Origin of the sequence: Mucilaginibacter angelicae, assembly GCF_042434235.1 — a bacterium.
GTDB lineage: Bacteria > Bacteroidota > Bacteroidia > Sphingobacteriales > Sphingobacteriaceae > Mucilaginibacter > Mucilaginibacter angelicae.
In genome coordinates, this window is record NZ_JBHLTS010000019.1 from 18,429 (window position 1) to 36,960 (window position 18,532).

Annotated in this window: 5 protein-coding genes; all 5 read right to left on the reverse strand. The window is 43.0% G+C overall.

Features of this window, described 5'->3' with window-relative positions; translation table 11 throughout:
• Nucleotides 1-30: 30 nt before the first annotated feature.
• The 5 genes from ACFFGT_RS07720 to ACFFGT_RS07740 all read right to left on the reverse strand — a co-directional run bounded on the left by ACFFGT_RS07720 (nt 31) and on the right by ACFFGT_RS07740 (nt 18,531).
• Nucleotides 31-948, reverse strand: a complete 918-nt coding sequence (locus ACFFGT_RS07720) for a nucleotidyltransferase family protein (RefSeq protein ID WP_377021936.1) — start codon at nt 946-948, stop codon at nt 31-33.
• Nucleotides 949-1,059: 111 nt separating this feature from the next.
• Nucleotides 1,060-2,181, reverse strand: coding sequence for an XrtY-associated glycosyltransferase XYAG1 (locus ACFFGT_RS07725; RefSeq protein ID WP_377021937.1), 1,122 nt, complete (start codon nt 2,179-2,181; stop codon nt 1,060-1,062).
• Between the two features lie 48 nt (nt 2,182-2,229).
• Nucleotides 2,230-3,072 (reverse strand): glycosyltransferase family 2 protein, encoded by an 843-nt coding sequence (locus ACFFGT_RS07730; RefSeq protein WP_377021938.1) that lies wholly within the window; start codon nt 3,070-3,072, stop codon nt 2,230-2,232.
• Between the two features lie 68 nt (nt 3,073-3,140).
• Complete coding sequence (locus ACFFGT_RS07735) at nt 3,141-4,943, reverse strand: ABC transporter ATP-binding protein (RefSeq protein ID WP_377021939.1); 1,803 nt, start codon at nt 4,941-4,943, stop codon at nt 3,141-3,143.
• Between the two features lie 10 nt (nt 4,944-4,953).
• Nucleotides 4,954-18,531, reverse strand: coding sequence for a non-ribosomal peptide synthetase (locus ACFFGT_RS07740; protein ID WP_377021940.1), 13,578 nt, complete (start codon nt 18,529-18,531; stop codon nt 4,954-4,956).
• Nucleotide 18,532: the final 1 nt, after the last annotated feature.

An 18,532-nucleotide genomic window follows, 5' to 3' on the forward strand; every position in this document is an offset into this window, starting at 1 on the left:
TGTTAGTTTATCTGTTTTTATTAAGTAAGATCATTTTACTAAAACATCGTTCCACAAGCTTAACGGGTAAGTACCGTTTTCAACCAGCTTTGAGATGCTTTCCTGAACAATAGCTTTATCATTTACATAAGTTACACCAAACCATTTTGATTTTGTAGGTATCACCTTAAAGCTTGCAGTTCCTGTTTTTATCAATTCATCGGCAACCAGCGGAATATAAAATTCGGCTTTAGGCTTATCCTCATTGGCCTGTACAAACCTGGTAAACATTGGCTTGCTTTGCTCAAATACAGCCGGGGTAAATCCCCAAAAATTCATTGATACACGGGTATCAACCGGTACATCGTGTTCGCCGGTTTCATCCCTGTAGGCTATGCCGCCGTCTTCTTTAAAGTAAACTTCGGCACGCTCATTTATCTGCACCATATTCCCGTTTTCATCTACCTTACACACCCCGCGCGATACTGAACCGTTTTCAGAAAGTGTATTATTGATCTGGTAACCTATCAATGAATATTGATCTTCAGCAACCTCGGTAGTTAAAAACTCAACCATTTTTTCAAATGCATCATAGCCGTAATAATCATCAGCGTTGATCACACAAAATGGTTCTTTAACCGCATCACGCGCTGCTAAAACAGCATGTGCAGTGCCCCATGGTTTTGCACGCTCAATGGTTTTATCAATGCCAAAGGGTTTAAGGTCATAGCTTTGAAAAACATAATCAGTTTCAATCAATCCCTGTAATTTGGGTTCAAATATGGCTTTAAAATTATCGGCAAATTCTTCGCGGATAATGAAGCACACTTTTCCAAAACCTGCTTTAATTGCATCGTAAATAGAATAATCAATTATGGTTTCACCGTTGGGGCCAAAACCGTCGATTTGTTTCATGCTGCCGTAGCGGCTGGCCATACCTGCGGCCAGGATAAGTAAGGTTGGTTTCATAATGTTTACTTTAAATTTTAGTTTTTAATAGATATAAGAATATATGGTCACCATAATTGAAACATGGTGATAGTTACCAGACCAGGTAACGTAGTTGAAAGAAAAGAGGGATTATTTTAAATACTCTTCGTAATATTTTGTAATGAGCACTTGTTCATGAAATGTTGTCCTGATAATTTCACGGCCATGCTTGCGGATGTGATCTAATTTTTGTTTCCCAAGATAGGCTTCGTTCAGTTTTTCGATAATGCTGTCAATATCTAATGTACATACCCAGCCAAGGTTGTTTTCGCTCACAAAATTTGACAGCCCCACATCTTCAGAAACTAAAACAGCAGTACCCATATGCAGCGATTCAACCACCACATTTGCGAAGTTTTCATTTAGGGAGGTAAGGATAAACAAGTCTGACTGATTAAGGCGTTCAAATTTTTGCTCCCGGTTTACCCAGCCTATCCATTCAATTTTTGAAGCAATATTCAACTCATCGGCAAGTTGCTTCAATTGCTGGATGTACGCTTCATCACCATCTCCGGCAATAACAAGTTTAAGGTTAAATGAAAGCTGGCTTATAGCGGTAAACAGCTTTTCAAGCCCTTTTTTATGATGAATACGCGACATGAAAATAACAGTGAAGCACTCATTATTAGTTTCCTTTATTTCGATATCGGGCAATGACAAAATGTTGGGTAAAACGAAACCCTCCCATTCCGGAATCAGCTTCCGGCATTCAACATATTCGGACTGGGCGGTGGCGTGCAGTACGCATTTCTTTAAAATTTTGCGTCCTCCAAACTTATGGATCATTTTTTTATAGCCGCTGTTCCCTGTTTCAAACACATACTCGCTCAACATACCGCGGGGGGCCAAAATCACTTTGGTTTTGCTGAATAAAGCAATCCGTGCAGCTACCACACTTAAAATGCTCCACCAGGAATGGATGTGGATCACGTCGTAATGGTTAGCTGTTTTGATAAGCCTGCGCCATAATGCAGGGCTAACATGTGTATGATCGCCGGTGATGCGTTTAAAATAAGTTACATTAACCCCCTCTACATCCATTACAGTGCCGGGTACTACATCCAGTTCGGTTTTACCGTTAGCAGTGGTGGTATAAACATCAACATTATGCCCGTTAGCCGCTAATCCCTCGCATAAACGTGATACAGATTCAGTAGGCCCTCCGTATCCGTAAGCAGGTTTATAAGCAGGTATAATGTGCAGTATTTTCATAATGTATTGTTAGCTGTAAAGGAACGCAAATATGCGCCTGTTAATGGATTATTTAGCGAGATGTGATTTTAAATCGTCCTGGTTAATGACTAAAGACGGCTCGGGTTCCGGTTTTTCAGCAAGTTTTTCGTCTTCAATCAATCGTATAGCAAGTAAAATCTCAACCATTGTTCTTTGAAGGGTGTAGTGCCAGCCCTCCCAGCCGTTAAAGATCAACCTTTTAACAAACAGGCAATGAAAAAAAACTAAAAAAGGCGCCAGTACTTTTGTCTTACGGATCTTTGCACTCATTGGCATTCCTGCAGCCGGTGAGCTAACCAATTTTTTGCTTTCCTTAATAGCATAGCCATCCTGGTTATTTAACCACCGTGACAGGGATTTACGGTCGTCATGTAAAATATACGACTTGTACTTACCGGTTGTGCCATTAACTTTTAAACGCTGTGTATGCCCGTCATCAAAATAGATACATTTATCAATATCAAATAAAACAGGGCGGGGTGTTGTATTGTCTCCAAAAAGTTTTCTCCCGAAAACCAAAAAACTAAACGTTGTTTCATAAGCAGTATCCTGCGGATCAGCAACTATGTTTTTTGTTTCCTGTGTAAACTCGGGGGTAAGCACATAATCGGCATCAAGCGTTAATGCCCATTTGCTTTTAAGTAATGAAAGCCCGTAATTCCACTGGTTGCCGTGCGTATCAAACTTGCGTTGAAAAACTTCAACATTGGGATAAGAATTTGCGATATCCAGTGTAGCATCGGTACTAAAACTATCTAAAATAACAACCCTTTGGAGCCAGGTTAACCTGTCAAGAACCCTTCTGAGGTTCGGCTCTTCGTTTTTAGTTAAAATTAATGCGGTAATTAAAGTTGATGAGGTTAATTCCATCCTACTAATGTTATGTTATTTAATTAAGTAAATGTTATTGTTGATGTAAAGTTTTGCCGAACTGTTTGTTATTTATAACCAGCTGCCTGCAATTCAAATAATTCGGCATAGCGATGGCCTTTTTGTAAAAGTTCTTCATGGCTTCCTATCTCCAGGATTTCACCTTTATCAAGTACGATGATCCTATCAGCCATACGTACGGTTGAGAAACGGTGAGAGATCAATACAGCGGTCTTTTTCTCGGTGATATCCGAAAAACGTTTAAACACCTCATATTCCGAGCGTGCATCTAAGGCGGCTGTAGGTTCATCGAGGATCACTATCTGCGAATTACGCATGTAAGCCCTGGCCAGTGCTACTTTTTGCCATTCGCCGCCCGATAATTCAAAGCCGGTGTCGAAATGAGTGCCTAACATTTGCTGGTATTTATTGGGCATCCTGTCAATTATAGGATGAGCAAGACTTTGCATTGCTGCGTCGGTAATAAGATCTTCTCTATCAATTTCCGATATATCTCCAACAGCTATATTTACTGATGCAGACATTTGATACTTAATAAAATCCTGGAAAATGATGCCCATTTGCTTCCTGATATCATCAATATTATACTCCTTCAAATCATAGCCGTCGAGCGTTATGCGGCCTTCTGTTGGGTCATACAGCCTTACCAGCAGTTTTACGAGGGTAGTTTTACCAGCCCCGTTTTCACCCACCAAAGCAAGCTTTTCGCCAGGGCGAAGGGTGAAATTCAAATGCCTGTTGGCCCATTTTTCAGAGTTGGTATATTTAAACCCGACATCCTCAAACGTGAAGCCCGAAATAATAGGGTCAGGAAAGGGCCGCGGATTATTTGGGATGGTGATAGTGGGCATGATGTTAAAGAAATCAAAATAATCTGTGAGGTAAATAGCCCCCTGGGCAACTGCATTAAAGCGCTTGGCACTGCTTTGCACCAGGCCGCCCAATTGCCGTATCGTACCTAATAAAAGTGTGAGCCCGCCTATTGTTAAACTCCCATGCAGCACCTGCTGCACAATGTAAAAGAACACCAAATAAAACCCAACTATGCCCGGAATACTTATAAGAGAACTGATGATCAATCTTTTAACCCCAAACTTCCGCTTGGCATTGTAAAGATCGCGGGAGATGTTTTTAAACCGGTTTATGAAAAATCCCGAAAGATCAAACAATCTAACTTCCTTGGCTGCAACATCGCTGCTTGCCACCAGGCTTAAGTAATCCAATTCGCGCCGGGCCTGGGTTTGGCTGCGTAATAACGTATAGTTTTTGTTATTGAAATAAAACTCGCCTAATAAGGATGGCAAAGTAACCGATAACAGGATCACGATGATCCAGGGATTAAAGGTTACCAATACAACTATGTATGAAATAATGGTGATGAGGTCCTGCACCTGGCTAAATAAGTGCGTAAGCAAAATTGCACGGCCTGTGGTTTGCTGCCTTGCCCTTTCCAGCTTGTCGTAAAACTGAGAGTTCTCAAACTGTACCAGGTCCAGTTTTGCAGCGTGCTGCATGATCATGTTGGTGGTATCGTTTGTAAGGCGCTCGCCCAAAAGCTCATCAATAAGCGAGGTAACTTTTCCAAGTATAATTAACAACAGGATGAGGATAAACTCAATGGCAATTAATTTCCAGAGATAATCGTACGGCAGCGCCCTGTTGTGGGTTATGGCAATGGCTTCATCAATTATATACTTACTTACATTAAGCAAACCAAGCGGAATAATTGCCTGCATTATCCTTATCAGGATATTATATGATGTTAACCGGGGGCTAACTTTCCAAACCAGGCTAAAAAACTTTGGCAGATTACGGTATGCAACCAATCTGTCCCGAATTGTTAATCCCATGCTTTTTCTACTAACCTAAATAATGTTGTAATATTTCAGAAAACTCCCTTGCATTTAACTCATCAAAAATTGTTGAATGCTCTCCCTTAACCTCATGAATTTTAACAGATTGGGCATAGTTTTTCCAGGCATGTTTGTTTTCAAAATTAACTTCCAGTTCTTTGTAAATGATCTTGTTAACCTTATCAATAAAATAGTACTGCTGCGTAGCATTAAACAAAACTATCTCGCCAGTGTAAGGCTTTATCTGGTAATTGTCTGCTGCTGTTTTTATTTGCAGGGTAATCCTGTCAAAAATATCCTGGTCAATATTTGCCAGTTTTGATTCGGTATTGGTAAACAACGGGCCTATTTTTCTTGCCTTATACATCAGTGCCTGTTTAGGGTGCTTCATTAACAGGAAGATCTCAAATTTCAATTTGGTAGATATTACCGAAACTGACCTTTTAACTAAAGATGATAAATTATTGCTATGCTGCTCAGTAACAGCATCCACCAATGGCTTTGCATCCGCATCAAACATAGCAAGCATTGATACCTTTTTCCCTTTGGCCTGAAGCTGATTGGCCATTTCAATGGCTATCATACCACCAAGACAATGGCCTGCTAAGGCATATGGGCCATAAGGATTATCTAACAGCATTTCTGTTAAATACCTTTCGGCAATCCCCTCAATGGTATCCGGAAAATCAGCAGGATTACTGATGTGCAAAGGCTGCTGCAACCCGTAAACAGGCTGCTCAGGGTCAAGCAGTTTTACAAACTCCTTAAATTTAAAGGCTGTGCCCCCGGCCCCGCAAACAATATAAAGCGGTGTTTTATTGCCTGTAGTTTTTATAGGGATAAGCGATTGCGTAAGATCGATATTTTGATTTTGTGACCTGCGGTAAAGCTTGGCAATTGTTGGATGCAGAAACAGGTCCCTGATGGTAATGTTGATTCCCATCTCCTTTTTTACTGCAGCTATCAATCGCATAGCTAATATCGAATGGCCGCCCAGTTCAAAAAAGTTATCATGGATACTGATCTTATCAATCCCTAAAAGGCGTTGCCAAATCGCCGCCAACCCTTCTTCTGTATTATTGCGCGGCGCCACATAGTTATAAGTTAACTGCTCTGCCATATCAACATCAGGCAGGGCGCGTTTGTCGATTTTGCCATGTGTTGTTACCGGAAATTTATCAAGCAGCACCCATAATTTGGGTACCATATACTCGGGTAACTGGTCTGTAAGGTATGATATCAGGGCCTGCTTGTTATAAACGCCATCTGTAGTTACATAGGCTATTAACCGGTTTACGCTATCAATGTCGGGTTTTGACAATACAATTACCTGCGATACCAGGCCGCTTTGCAACAGCACATTTTCGATCTCTCCTAATTCTATACGATAACCGCGGATTTTCACCTGGTCATCTATCCGGCCAAGATATTCGATGTTACCATCTGGCAGCCAGCGTCCCAAATCGCCTGTGCGGTACAACCGTGCACCGGAATCATTGGAAAACGGATCATTGATAAACTTCTGCCTTGTTAACTCCGTCTGATTCAGATATCCGCGGGCTACCTGGATTCCGCCAACACAAATCTCACCGGTTACACCCACCGGGTTTAGCTGGTTTTCTTTATTCAGGATATAGATATTTCCGTTATCTATTGGTTTACCTATAGTTATAACGCCGTCAGGTCTTATCGGGTCATTAGTAAGCGAGGCACATACGGTAAATTCCGTCGGCCCGTATCCATTGAACAACATTATCCCCTGCGATTGTATTTGTTTACCTACAGCCTCATTTAAAGGCTCACCTGCCGACATGATAATTTTAAGGGTATCAGGCACATTTTCAATGAACTGTTGAAAAGTGGGTGGTAATATAGCTACCTCAATCTTTTGGCGACTCAAAAGCTGCCCAAATTCATCGGCAGATAAAAGGGATTCTTTTGTACACATCACCAGGCAGCCTCCTGATAAAAGGGTACTGAAGATCTCAACACATGAGGCATCAAAACCAAATGAAGCAAATTGCAGGAACCGTGTGCCCTGCTCCAATTTCAAATGATGTTTAAATGCCAATACAAGGTTAACCACACTACGGTGTTCAATCATTACCCCTTTTGGCCTGCCGGTAGAGCCTGATGTATAAATGATATAGGCAAGCTGCCCGGCATTAACCGATGTATTTAGTTCTGTATCATCATACTTTTCAACTTCGGCCCAATGCTTATCAAGCTCAACTACCTGAATACTTGTTTTTGCAAATTTGTTACTGCAATTGCTACTACTAACTACCAAACCGGCGCCCGTATCTTTCAGCATATAATCGATCCGATCCTGCGGATATTCGGGATCAAAAGGTACATATACCCCACCGGCTTTCATCACCCCCAGTATACCTATTATCATTTCAATGCTGCGCTCGGTGCAAACAGGTATTATGGTTTCTGTTTTTACACCCTGTACCTGCAGGTATTTTGCCAGGCTGTTTGCTTTATCATTAAGCTGCCCGTAGGTTATCGTTTCATCCTCAAAGGTTACAGCTACAGCATCCCGCGTTTGAGCTACCTGCTGCTCAAAAATATCCAGAACGCTTTTATCTGCAGGATAATCTGCATCTGTTGCGTTAAAGATCTTTATTTGCTCCTCTTCCTCAGCTGAACTCAGCATATTGATATGCCCGATTATTTCGGTTGGAGTTTGGACAACAGATTGCAGGATAGCGGTAAAATGACCGATCATGCGCTGCATGGTTTCGGTTTTAAAAAGATCGGTATTATAGGTCAACCCTCCTACCAGGCCATCTGCAGTCTCAACCAGGTTTAAGCTGATATCGAATTTAGATGTGGTATCCTCTGCTGTTTCGGCGCTTAATGTTACGTCGGCCAGTTTCAGTTCAGGTATTTCGGGCGTGTTTTGAAGCGTAAACATTACCTGGAACAGCGGACTATGACTCATATCCCTTTCCTTTACAACGGCTTCAACCACCTTTTCAAAAGGCACTTCCTGGTGGTTATAAGCTTCGAGGGTTGTATTTTTTACCTGCTCAAGCAATTTGGTAAATACTTCACTACCCTGCACATTATTTCTTAAAACCAGTGTATTGATAAAAAAGCCTATCAAACCTTCAATTTCCTGGTGGCTACGACCTGAGACCGGTGTGCCCACACTTATATCCTCCTGCCCGCTGTAACGATAAAGGAGTACTATAAATGCCGAAAGCAATGTCATATAAAGCGTTGTTCCCTGCTTGCGGCTTAAGGCATTTAATCCGTTTACCAACTCCTTATTGACGAAAACTGCTTCAGTTAAACCCTGGTTGCTTCTGATCACCGGTCTGCGGTAATCAGTTGGCAGCTGGATGGCAGAAATGCCTTCAAGCTTATCTTTCCAGTAACTGAGCTTTTGTTCCAGCAGGTCACCCTGAAGATGGTTTCGTTGCCAGATAGCGTAATCTGCATATTGGATCGGTAGCACGGGCAGTTCAGAAGTTTTAACTTCGGCCCCTGCTGCAAATGCTTTATATAAAACACCAAGCTCCCGCACAAGAATGGAGGTTGACCAGCCATCTGAAACTATATGGTGCATGTTTAACAACAAAATATATGCTTCATTACCTGTTTGAATCAGTTCGGCACGCAGCATGTCATCCTGCGATAAATTAAAAGGCCTGTTTATTTGCCGTTGAATATAATCCTGCAAGCTAATATCAGCAGTTTCAATTTCTGCAAGCGATGTTTGCTCTATCAGCCAATCGCCTCCCGGTTTTATGTACTGATAACCACGGCCTTCATGCTCCCTTATTACTGTACGTAAAACCTCATGACGGTTAACTATTTGCCCGAAAGCCCGGGTTAATGCCGTAATGTTTAAGTTACCATTTAAACGCAATACTGCCGGAACGTGATATTGAACACTGCCTTCCAGCCTGTCGATAAACCACATGCGTTCCTGGCTGAACGACAGCGGGATATGCTCAGGACGTACCTGCGCTCCGATACTTGTAATTTCCTCGCCGGCTTTACTAATAGCCAAGCGGGAGCTTAACTTGCTTACTGTAGGGTAATCAAATACGTCACTGATAGGCAGCTCAACCATAAACGCTTTGCGCACTGCCGAAATCAGGCGTACGGCCAGTAATGAATGCCCGCCCAATTCAAAGAAATCGTCATGAACACCTATCGAGTCTACTTCGAGGATTTCCATCCAGATGGCTGCCAGTTTTAATTCTGTTTCGCTTGCAGGTGCATCATCACTTTTTGCCGATACTTCAACTTCCGGATCGGTCAGCAGCTTCCGGTTTATTTTACCCGCTGCCGTTAAAGGAATTTCTTTGAGCTCAATCAAGTAAGCAGGCACCATATACTCCGGCAACTGTTCTTTTAACCAACCAATAATAGCCGGGCGGTCAAATTCACCTAATGCCACCACATAACCTACCAATTGATTATTTCCCTGTTTATCGCGACGCGCCATTACAACTGCCTGATTTACCAGTTTGCTTTGTTCCAGGATCCGGCTAATTTCGCCCGGCTCCACACGGTAGCCCCTGATCTTTACCTGGTCATCTACACGGCCCAGGTATTCAATATTCCCTTCGGCATTATATTGTACGGCGTCACCGGTTTGGTACATCAATGCACCTTCATTGCTGTAAGGATCTGCTATAAATTTCTCGCGTGTTAGTTCCGGCTGATTTTGGTATCCCCTTGCCAATCCCATACCCCCAATAAATAATTGACCGGGAACACCTACAGGGCATAATTGCAGCTCTTTATTCAATACATAGGTTTGCGTATTTGAAAACGGGCGACCAATCGGGATTATGGTGTGGTTTGTATCCGTTACTTCATATAATAATTTACCAATTGTGGTTTCGGTAGGCCCGTAATGGTTAATGATGCGGCAATCACTATACTGCCTAATTTTGGATACTATTTCTGTAGATAATGATTCCCCGCCAAAAACAAGCATGCGAGCAGGTACCAAAGGCTCATCTGCCGATAATGCTTTCCAGTGCGAGGGTACTATCTTGATACAATCTATCCGATTTTCTTCAAAGTAATTATGCAGGGCTTCGATATGGCTCAAAGTTTCTTTAGAGAAAACATGCAGCGTACCGCCGAACAATAATGAGCTGTATAAAACTGTATTACCCAAATCGGTTGCAATGGTTGACATTAAACCGAAAGATTTGCAAGCGCTAATGCCGGTACGGTCATTCAGGCCATAAACATAGTCAATGATGTTTCGCTGGGTAATTTGTACGCCCTTGGGTTTTCCTGTTGAACCTGACGTGTAGATCACATAGGCAAGATTGTCAAGGGAAATAGATCTTATTGTATCGGTTTCAGCCTCTGCTGCCAGTTCCCAGTTTTGTTCGTCAAGTTCAACAACTTTTAACCATTGGGAGATATCAGCAAGGTTGCCGGCAAATTTGGGACTGCTTACCGCAATTTTTGCGTTGGTATCTTCCAGTATATAGTTTACCCTTTCCTGCGGGTAATCAGTATCAACCGGTACATAAGCGCCGCCGGCTTTCAAGATTCCCATGATACCAACAATCATTGAGATGCCCCGCTCAATATAAAGCGGCACAAGGGTATCTGCTCCAACGCCATATCGCTGCAAGTGATGTGCCAAGCGGTTTGAGCGTTTGTTCAATTCCTCAAAGCTGATCGACTCGCCTTCAAAAGTAACGGCATTTGTAACAGGCGATTTTGATACTATGGCCTCAAAGATATCGGTAATAGTTTTATCTGTTGGATACAAGCAAACACTCCTGCCCTGGGTTATCAAATTTTCTTTTTGCAGCTGGTCGAGCATTTGCAATTTGCCTACCTGCATTTCCGGATCAGCAACTGCCGAAGCCAACAGGGTGCAAAAATGCTCCACCATAGTTTCGATTCGCACCGCGCTGAAAATATCTGTCCGGTATTGTACGGCGCATTGAAGGCCATCAGGAGTTTCACTCACAAAAAATGTAAGATCGAATTTTACTGAAGATTGCTCATAGTCAAACCCGATAAGTTCTAAACCGCTCAGTTTTAATTCGGGTACAGTTGGCGTGTTGCCAAGCACCAGCATTACCTGGAACAGCGGACTTACACCTGCTGTCCTTTCCTTTACCACGGCTTCCACCACTTTTTCAAAGGGCACTTCCTGGTGCTCGTAAGCCTCAAGCGTGGTTTGCTTAACTTGCGCTAATAGCTTTGTAAATGGCTCGTCGCTTTTAACCTGGTTACGTAATGCAAGTGTGTTCACAAAAAAGCCGATTAACCGCTCCAATTCAGGATTTGGCCTGCCTGCGATTGATGTGCCTACGCAAATATCATCCTGACCACTGTAGCGGTACATCAACACATTAAACACTGATAACAGCGTCATATAAAGTGTGGCACCATGCTCCTTGCTCAATAACTGCAACTTATTGTTGAGTTGTTGATCGATATTAAACGTTAAAGTAGCCCCTTTGCTGCTGTTAGCTGTTGGGCGTGTATAATCGGCCGGTAATTGTAAAGCGGGAACATCCTGTAATTTCGATTTCCAGTATTGCAGCTTTTCTTCTACTTTTTCTTCAAGCAGGTTATCCCGCTGCCATAAAGCATAATCGGCAAATTGTAACGCAGGTTCGAGCAAACGCAGTTGGTTGCCATTGCTATAGGCGCTATACAAAGTGGCAATTTCATCAACTATGATTGGCAATGACCATGCATCAGATGCTATATGATGTATCACCATCACTAATACATATGAGTTTTCGCCTGTCCGGATCAACTCTGCACGGAGCATATCATCTGCCGACAGATCAAAAGGCTTTTCAATCAGCGCGCTGATATATGATTTTAATTTCGTCTCATTTAAAGATGAGGTTTGTGCTAATCCCCATAGCCCCACCGGTTTCACCAATTGAAATCCATGACCATCGTGTTCCCGGATCACGGTGCGTAGCACTTCATGACGGTTCACAACTTCCCTTATTGCCAGTTCCAAAGAAACGGCATCAAGATGACCTTCTAATTTTAAAACTCCGGGAATGTGATATTGTACACTGCCCTCCAGCTTATCAATAAACCACAACCGTTCCTGACTGTACGACAGCGGGATATATTCCGGTCTTGGGTTGATGCTTTTTATAGTGCTGCCTGCTACTTCTGTGTCCTCACCTTCCAGTTGTTTGGCAAGATCTGCAATGGCTGGGTACACAAAAAGGTCCCTGATCTTTAGTTCTTTGTTCAGTTCCCTTCTTACCTGCGAGATCACCCGCATAGCCAGCAGTGAATGGCCCCCCAGTTCAAAGAAGTTATCCTTTGTCCCTATTTTTGCTACGCCCAGCAATTCTTCCCAGATTTTGACTAATTGCTTTTCTGTTTGAGTTTGTGGTGCGGTATAGCTTTCTTCGTGGCTTGCTTCTGCTTCAGGCAATGCACGTTTATCTGTTTTGCCGTTGGGTGTTAACGGCAGGCTGTCCATTCTTACCCAAAGCCTTGGCACCATGTATTCAGGTAAACGTTCGCCTAAATAGTTTTGAAGCTCCTGTTTATCATAGGCTGCTTCGTCTATCACCACGTAGGCAGTCAGGCGTTTGGTGCCCTGTTTATCCGCCTTCGCTAATACCACGGCCTGCTTTACATTTTCGTTTTGCAGCAGTACCTGTTCTATCTCACCCGGCTCGATCCGGTAACCACGGACCTTTACCTGCTCGTCTATTCTGCCTAAATACTCAATATTCCCATCTGAGAGCCATCTGCCCTGATCACCTGTTCTGTACAACCTTGCGTTTGGCTCTTCGCTGTATGGGTCTGTGACAAACTTTTCTTTCGTCAGCTCTTGTTGGTTCAGATAACCTCTTGCTACCTGCACACCGCCGATGCAGATCTCGCCCGGTACACCTATCGGGCTTAATTCGCCCGAGGTTGTTCTGATGCGGATCTGCGTATTCGACACCGGTGCGCCGATCAGCGCGGCTTTTTGGGTATCGTTTATCGTATAATAGCTTGCACATACTGTGCCTTCTGTTGGGCCATAGGTATTTACTACTGTGGTTGTCGGATAAAGATTATCTATAAAACCAGGTTGCAACAGTTCGCCACCGCTGATAATATAGCGAAGGTTCTTGATGTTGACGCTGTTGGTAGCAGCTTCTTTATTCAGGTAGGCGATTACGGTTGGCGTTGCACTTAATATCGTTATCGCTTCGGTAGCCAGCAGGTGTTTGATATTATCCACATCTTTACCACCTTCTTTTACCATAACCACTTTGGCACCACTGATCAGTGCGGGATAAACTTCTTCGCACATCGTATCAAATGATACGGATGATTGCTGAAGAACTATATCTGCTGCCGTGATCCCGAAATAGTTTACAAAGCCATAAGTGTAATTGACTATGCTTTGATGCTCTACCATTACACCTTTTGGTTTACCTGTTGAACCCGAGGTGTACATGATGTACGCCAGTTGATTTGGTTTGATGGTAATGTTCAGGTTGTCGCCGCTTTGGTTGGCTATTTCCTGGTTATTGTTTAATTCAATAACCAGGGTATTGGTATCTGCCAAATTTGCTTTTCCTGTGCTGCTGCTCAGAACAATCGATGCTTCGGTATCGTTTAGAATATAGCTGATCCGCTCTTTTGGGTAATCAATATCAACCGGCACATAAGCTGCCCCTGCTTTCAGGATGCCCAAAATACCCGCGATCATTGCTGTGCCGCGTTCTATGCAAACAGCTACTAAGCTTTCAGTTTTTACACCTTGTTCTTTTAGATAATGTGCTATTTTATTTGATTGCTCATTAAGGGCTTGATAGCTTACTGTTTCTCCTTCAAATACCAGTGCTGTTGCTTCCGATGCAAATTTTACTTGTGCCTCGAAAAGGCTGATGATATTTTCTTCTTTCGGGTATGCTGCTGCTGTTTCGTTAAACGAGCTTAGTTCCTGCTCTTCTGCATTGCTTAACAGTTGCAGTTTATTAATTATTGTTTGTGGGGCATTAGTTACCGATGCAATCAGCTCTGCATAATGCCCTGCCATCCTTGCAATGGTCTCTGCCTCATACAAATCGGTATTGTATTCTACTACAAACCGGATCCCCTCTTTCGTTTCTTCTGCATTATAGCTCAGGTCATATTTGCTTGCCTGGTCTCCTGCCCTTTCTCCTGTGATTTTGATATCACCCAGTTCCAGCGTTGGGATCACCGCTGTATTCTGTAATACGAACATCACCTGGAACAATGGGCTCCTGCTCAGATCCCTTTCTTTTACTACTGCTTCTACTACTTTTTCAAACGGTACTTCCTGGTGACCGTATGCCTCCAGTGTGGTTTGTTTTACTTTCGATAGTAATTCTGTAAATGCTTCTTCTCCGTTCAGGTTTGTCCTTAGCGCAAGCGTATTTACAAAAAAGCCGATCAGTTCTGCGATTTCTTCCCTGTCCCGGTTGGCTACAGGTGTACCTATACAGATATCTTCCTGGCTGCTGTAACGGTACAACAGTACTTTGAATATAGCCAGCAGCGTCATGTAAAGCGTTGCGCCCTGTTCAAGGCTTAACTTCTGCAGTTTTTCTGTCTGTTCTTTTGTTATCGTAAATTCATATACCGATCCCTTGCTGCTTTGTATTGCAGGGCGTATATGATCTGTTGGCAGCTCAAGCGTGGCTGTGCCGGCTAATTTTTCTTCCCAGTAGTTTAATTTACTTTGCAGGTTTGCTACATCCAAATATTCCCTTTGCCAGATTGCATAATCTGCGTACTGTATCTCGGGGCTTGGTTGTTGTGATACTTTGTTTTTGCTAAAACTGCTATAAAGATTACTGAACTCCGATACCAGCACCGGCATCGACCAGCCATCGGCCGCGATATGGTGCAGTACCAGCAGCAGTACATATTCATTTGCCCCTGTTTCGATCAGTTCTCCACGAAGCATATCATCCTGTGACAGGTCAAACGGTCTGCCTACTTCTTGGCTGATGTATTCTTTTAGTTCTGCGTTATAGTTTGACTGGCTTTGTTTTAATGTCCAGCTGTTGGCTTTGATATACTGATAGCCCTGCCCTGCTTGTTCCCTGATCACTGTACGCAGTACTTCGTGACGTTCTACCACTGTTTTCAGCGCGTTTTCCAGGGCGCTGGTATTTACTTCGCCTTCCAATTTCAGTACGGCTGGGATATGGTATTGTACGCTGCCTTCCAACCTGTCGATAAACCATAACCGTTCCTGGCTATATGACAGCGGGATATATTCAGGCCTTGGTGTTACACTTTTTATCGTACTGCCTGCTGTTTCTGTGTCCTCATCTTCCAATTGTTTGGCTAAATCTACTATGGTTGGGTACACAAACAGGTCACGGATCTTCAGTTCCTTGTTCAGTTCCCTTCTTACCTGCGAGATCACCCGCATAGCCAGCAGTGAATGACCACCAAGCTCAAAGAAGTTATCCCTTGTCCCTATTTTTGCTACGCCCAGCAATTCTTCCCAGATTTTGACTAATTGCTTTTCTGTTGTTGTTTGTGGTGCAGTATAGCTTTCTTCGTGGCTTGCTTCTGCTTCTGGCAGTGCTCGTTTGTCTGTTTTTCCATTAAGTGTTAACGGCAGGCTGTCCATTCTTACCCACAACCTTGGTACCATATATTCCGGTAACCTTTCGCCCAGGTAATTTTGAAGTTCCTGTTTATCGTGGCCTGCTTCGTCCATGACCACATAGGCAGTTAGCCGTTTGGTGCCTTGCTTATCCGCCTTGGCCAGTACTACGGCCTGCCTTACATCTTCATGTTGCAGCAACACCTGCTCGATCTCACCAAGTTCGATCCGGTAACCACGGATCTTTACCTGATCATCTATCCTGCCCAGGTATTCGATGTTGCCATCTGCAAGCCATCTCCCCTGATCACCGGTACGGTATAGTTTTGCGTTTATTTCTTCACTGTACGGATCGTTGATGAACTTCTCTTTAGTCAGTTCCGGTTGGTTCAGGTACCCCCTTGCTACCTGTACGCCGCCAATGCAAATCTCACCCGGTACGCCTATCGGGCTTAACTCACCGGATGCACTTCTGATGTAAATCTGCGTGTTTGACACCGGAGCGCCGATAGGAACAATCTCTATATCCGGATCTTTTGTTAAATCGCTCCAATAAGTAACGTCAATAGCGGCCTCGGTAGGGCCATATAAATTATGTAAAGCCACATGAGGCAGCTTGCTCCTGAATAACTTAACCTGTGCAGTTGTCAAAGCTTCGCCACTGCATAATACATGCTTCAATTCAGGACAATCGCCTTTTTCAATATCGAGCAAAAACACGCTCAACATCGAGGGAACAAAATGAAGGAGGGTAATTGACTGACCTTCTATTACCGATTTCAGATACAGGCTATCGCCCTGGGCGCCGGGTTTGGCAAACACCAGTTTGGCACCGGTTAGTATAGGCCATAAAAGCTCCCATACAGATACATCAAAGCTGAATGTATTTTTTTGCAGAACGGTATCGGCTGCTGTTAAGCCGAAATAGCTTTGTGTCCAGTTGAGCCTGTTAACCACACCTCCATGCTCGTTCATGGCTCCCTTAGGTTTCCCTGTCGACCCGGAAGTGTAGATCACATAAGCGAGTTGACCGGCATCTATTAGCGTATCAAGATTGCTGTTATCTTGTTTTGAGATTAATTCCCAATCTTCATCCAACTCAATCACCTGCAAGTTATTCCCTTGCAATTTTGAGATGCCTACAGTACTGCTTAATACTATTTTAGCGGCGCTATCCTCAAGCATATAAGCGATCCTTTCAACAGGATATTCAGGATCAACCGGGATATATGCACCACCGGCCTTCAATATGCTCAATATGCCTATCAGCATTTCAAAACTACGTTCCAGGCAAATCGGCACTAATGTTTCCTTAGCAACACCTTGCAATTGAAGATAACGTGCCAATTGATTGGAACGCGCATTCAGTTCAAGATAGGTAAGTGAACGCCCCTCAAACTTTACAGCTACAGCATCAGGCGTTTTTTTCACCTGATCCTCAAAAAGGCTTACAAGATTTTTATCCGCCGGGTACGGTGCAGCAGTATTATTGAATTTTTTTAAAACCGATGCCTCGGCAGGAGTAAGTATTGAAATGTCGTTTAGCGATTTTACACTCCCCTCAGTAATCTGCGACAGTACATAGGCAAACTGATCAGTGATAGACTGTACATAGCTGGTTTCTAAAAGATCTGAATTATAATTAAAAGTAAAGTTCAAACCATCGGCATCAGCAATTAAAATAGTTAAAGGGTAATTAGTTTGTTCGTAAGTATTGGCGTTCTCAACTTTTAACGACCATTGTTTGGCGTTTATAGCTTTGTTTACAGGATAATTTTCAAAAACCAGCAAGGTATCAAACAGGTCGGCTTTTATGCCTGTCCACTCTTTGATACTTTGAAGTGTGGCATGCTGATAGTTTCTCGAAGCAGCCTGATCAGCCTGCAAGCTTTGCAACCAGTTAATTATTTCCTGGTTATCAAAAGTGGCTTTGAATGGAATAGTATTAATAAACAGACCTACGCGATGTTCAACACCGGGTAATTCATCGGGCCTGCCGGATACAACGGCACCAAATAATACATCCGCATTACCGGTGTACCTGTTTAACAACAATGCCCATACGCCCTGCATAAGGGTGTTTAGGGTAATGCGGTGATTCTTTACATAGGCAGAGATCAGCGCTGAAGCATCTTTATCAAATATTTTGGTAACGGAAAGAAATTTGGCTTTTAAAAGTGCAGCATTTGTTTTTTTAACAAAGGGTAAAGAAGTCCCCTCGCTTATGCCCTGCAAATAATTTCGCCAATAGCTTTCTTCGGCCCACTTATCCCTCCGTTCCAGGTAGCGGATAAAATCTTCATATTTATCTTCCGGCACCCGGGTTATAGCCTGGTCTTTTAGTAAAAGCTCATAAGCTTCTAAAAACTCACTCATTAATATAGGCAGCGACCAGCCATCGAACAGGATATGGTGAAAGCTCCATAACATCCTGTAACGGTTATCAGCCAACCGAACCAAAGTAATGCGCATTAAAGGTGGCAGGTTAAAATCAAAACCCCTTTCGCGATCGGCAGTTAAGTATTCATCAAAGGCTATGGTTTGAGATGCCGGATCAAGCTCACTGTAATCTATTTCGATTATGGGAAGCGTTACATCACGATAAACACATTGAACAGGGATACTGAACGACTCGTAGTAAAAGCCGGTGCGTAAAATAGTATGTTTCGTAATAACCTCAGCCCAGGCGGCTTTCAATGCGTTCAAATCTGCATCAATAATATCGCAGGTAAACTGCTCAATATAGCTGCCAAATTGTTCATTGTACAGGCTGTGGAATAGCATACCTTCCTGCAGCCCACTCAACCTGTAAATGGAAACTACATTTTTTTGGTTACCTGCCGATACTTTTGGAATAGTAGAAATGTACCGGATTAATTCATCCTTATGAGTTTTAATATAATTAATGATCTCGCTGTTATTTTTAACAGCGTTTATCTGCTCTTGGGTAACCTTGTTTTTATTAGCATTTAAATTCAGCTTTTCATTATCCACCGATAATGAAAAGTTCATA

Excerpts from the sequence above, each read along its gene's own strand:
- ACFFGT_RS07720 (WP_377021936.1), bottom strand. The coding sequence starts at position 948 with ATGAAACCAACCTTACTTATCCTGGCCGCAGGTATGGCCAGCCGCTAC.
- ACFFGT_RS07725 (WP_377021937.1), bottom strand. The coding sequence starts at position 2,181 with ATGAAAATACTGCACATTATACCTGCTTATAAACCTGCTTACGGATAC.
- ACFFGT_RS07730 (WP_377021938.1), bottom strand. The coding sequence starts at position 3,072 with ATGGAATTAACCTCATCAACTTTAATTACCGCATTAATTTTAACTAAA.
- ACFFGT_RS07735 (WP_377021939.1), bottom strand. The coding sequence starts at position 4,943 with ATGGGATTAACAATTCGGGACAGATTGGTTGCATACCGTAATCTGCCA.
- ACFFGT_RS07740 (WP_377021940.1), bottom strand. The coding sequence starts at position 18,531 with ATGAACTTTTCATTATCGGTGGATAATGAAAAGCTGAATTTAAATGCT.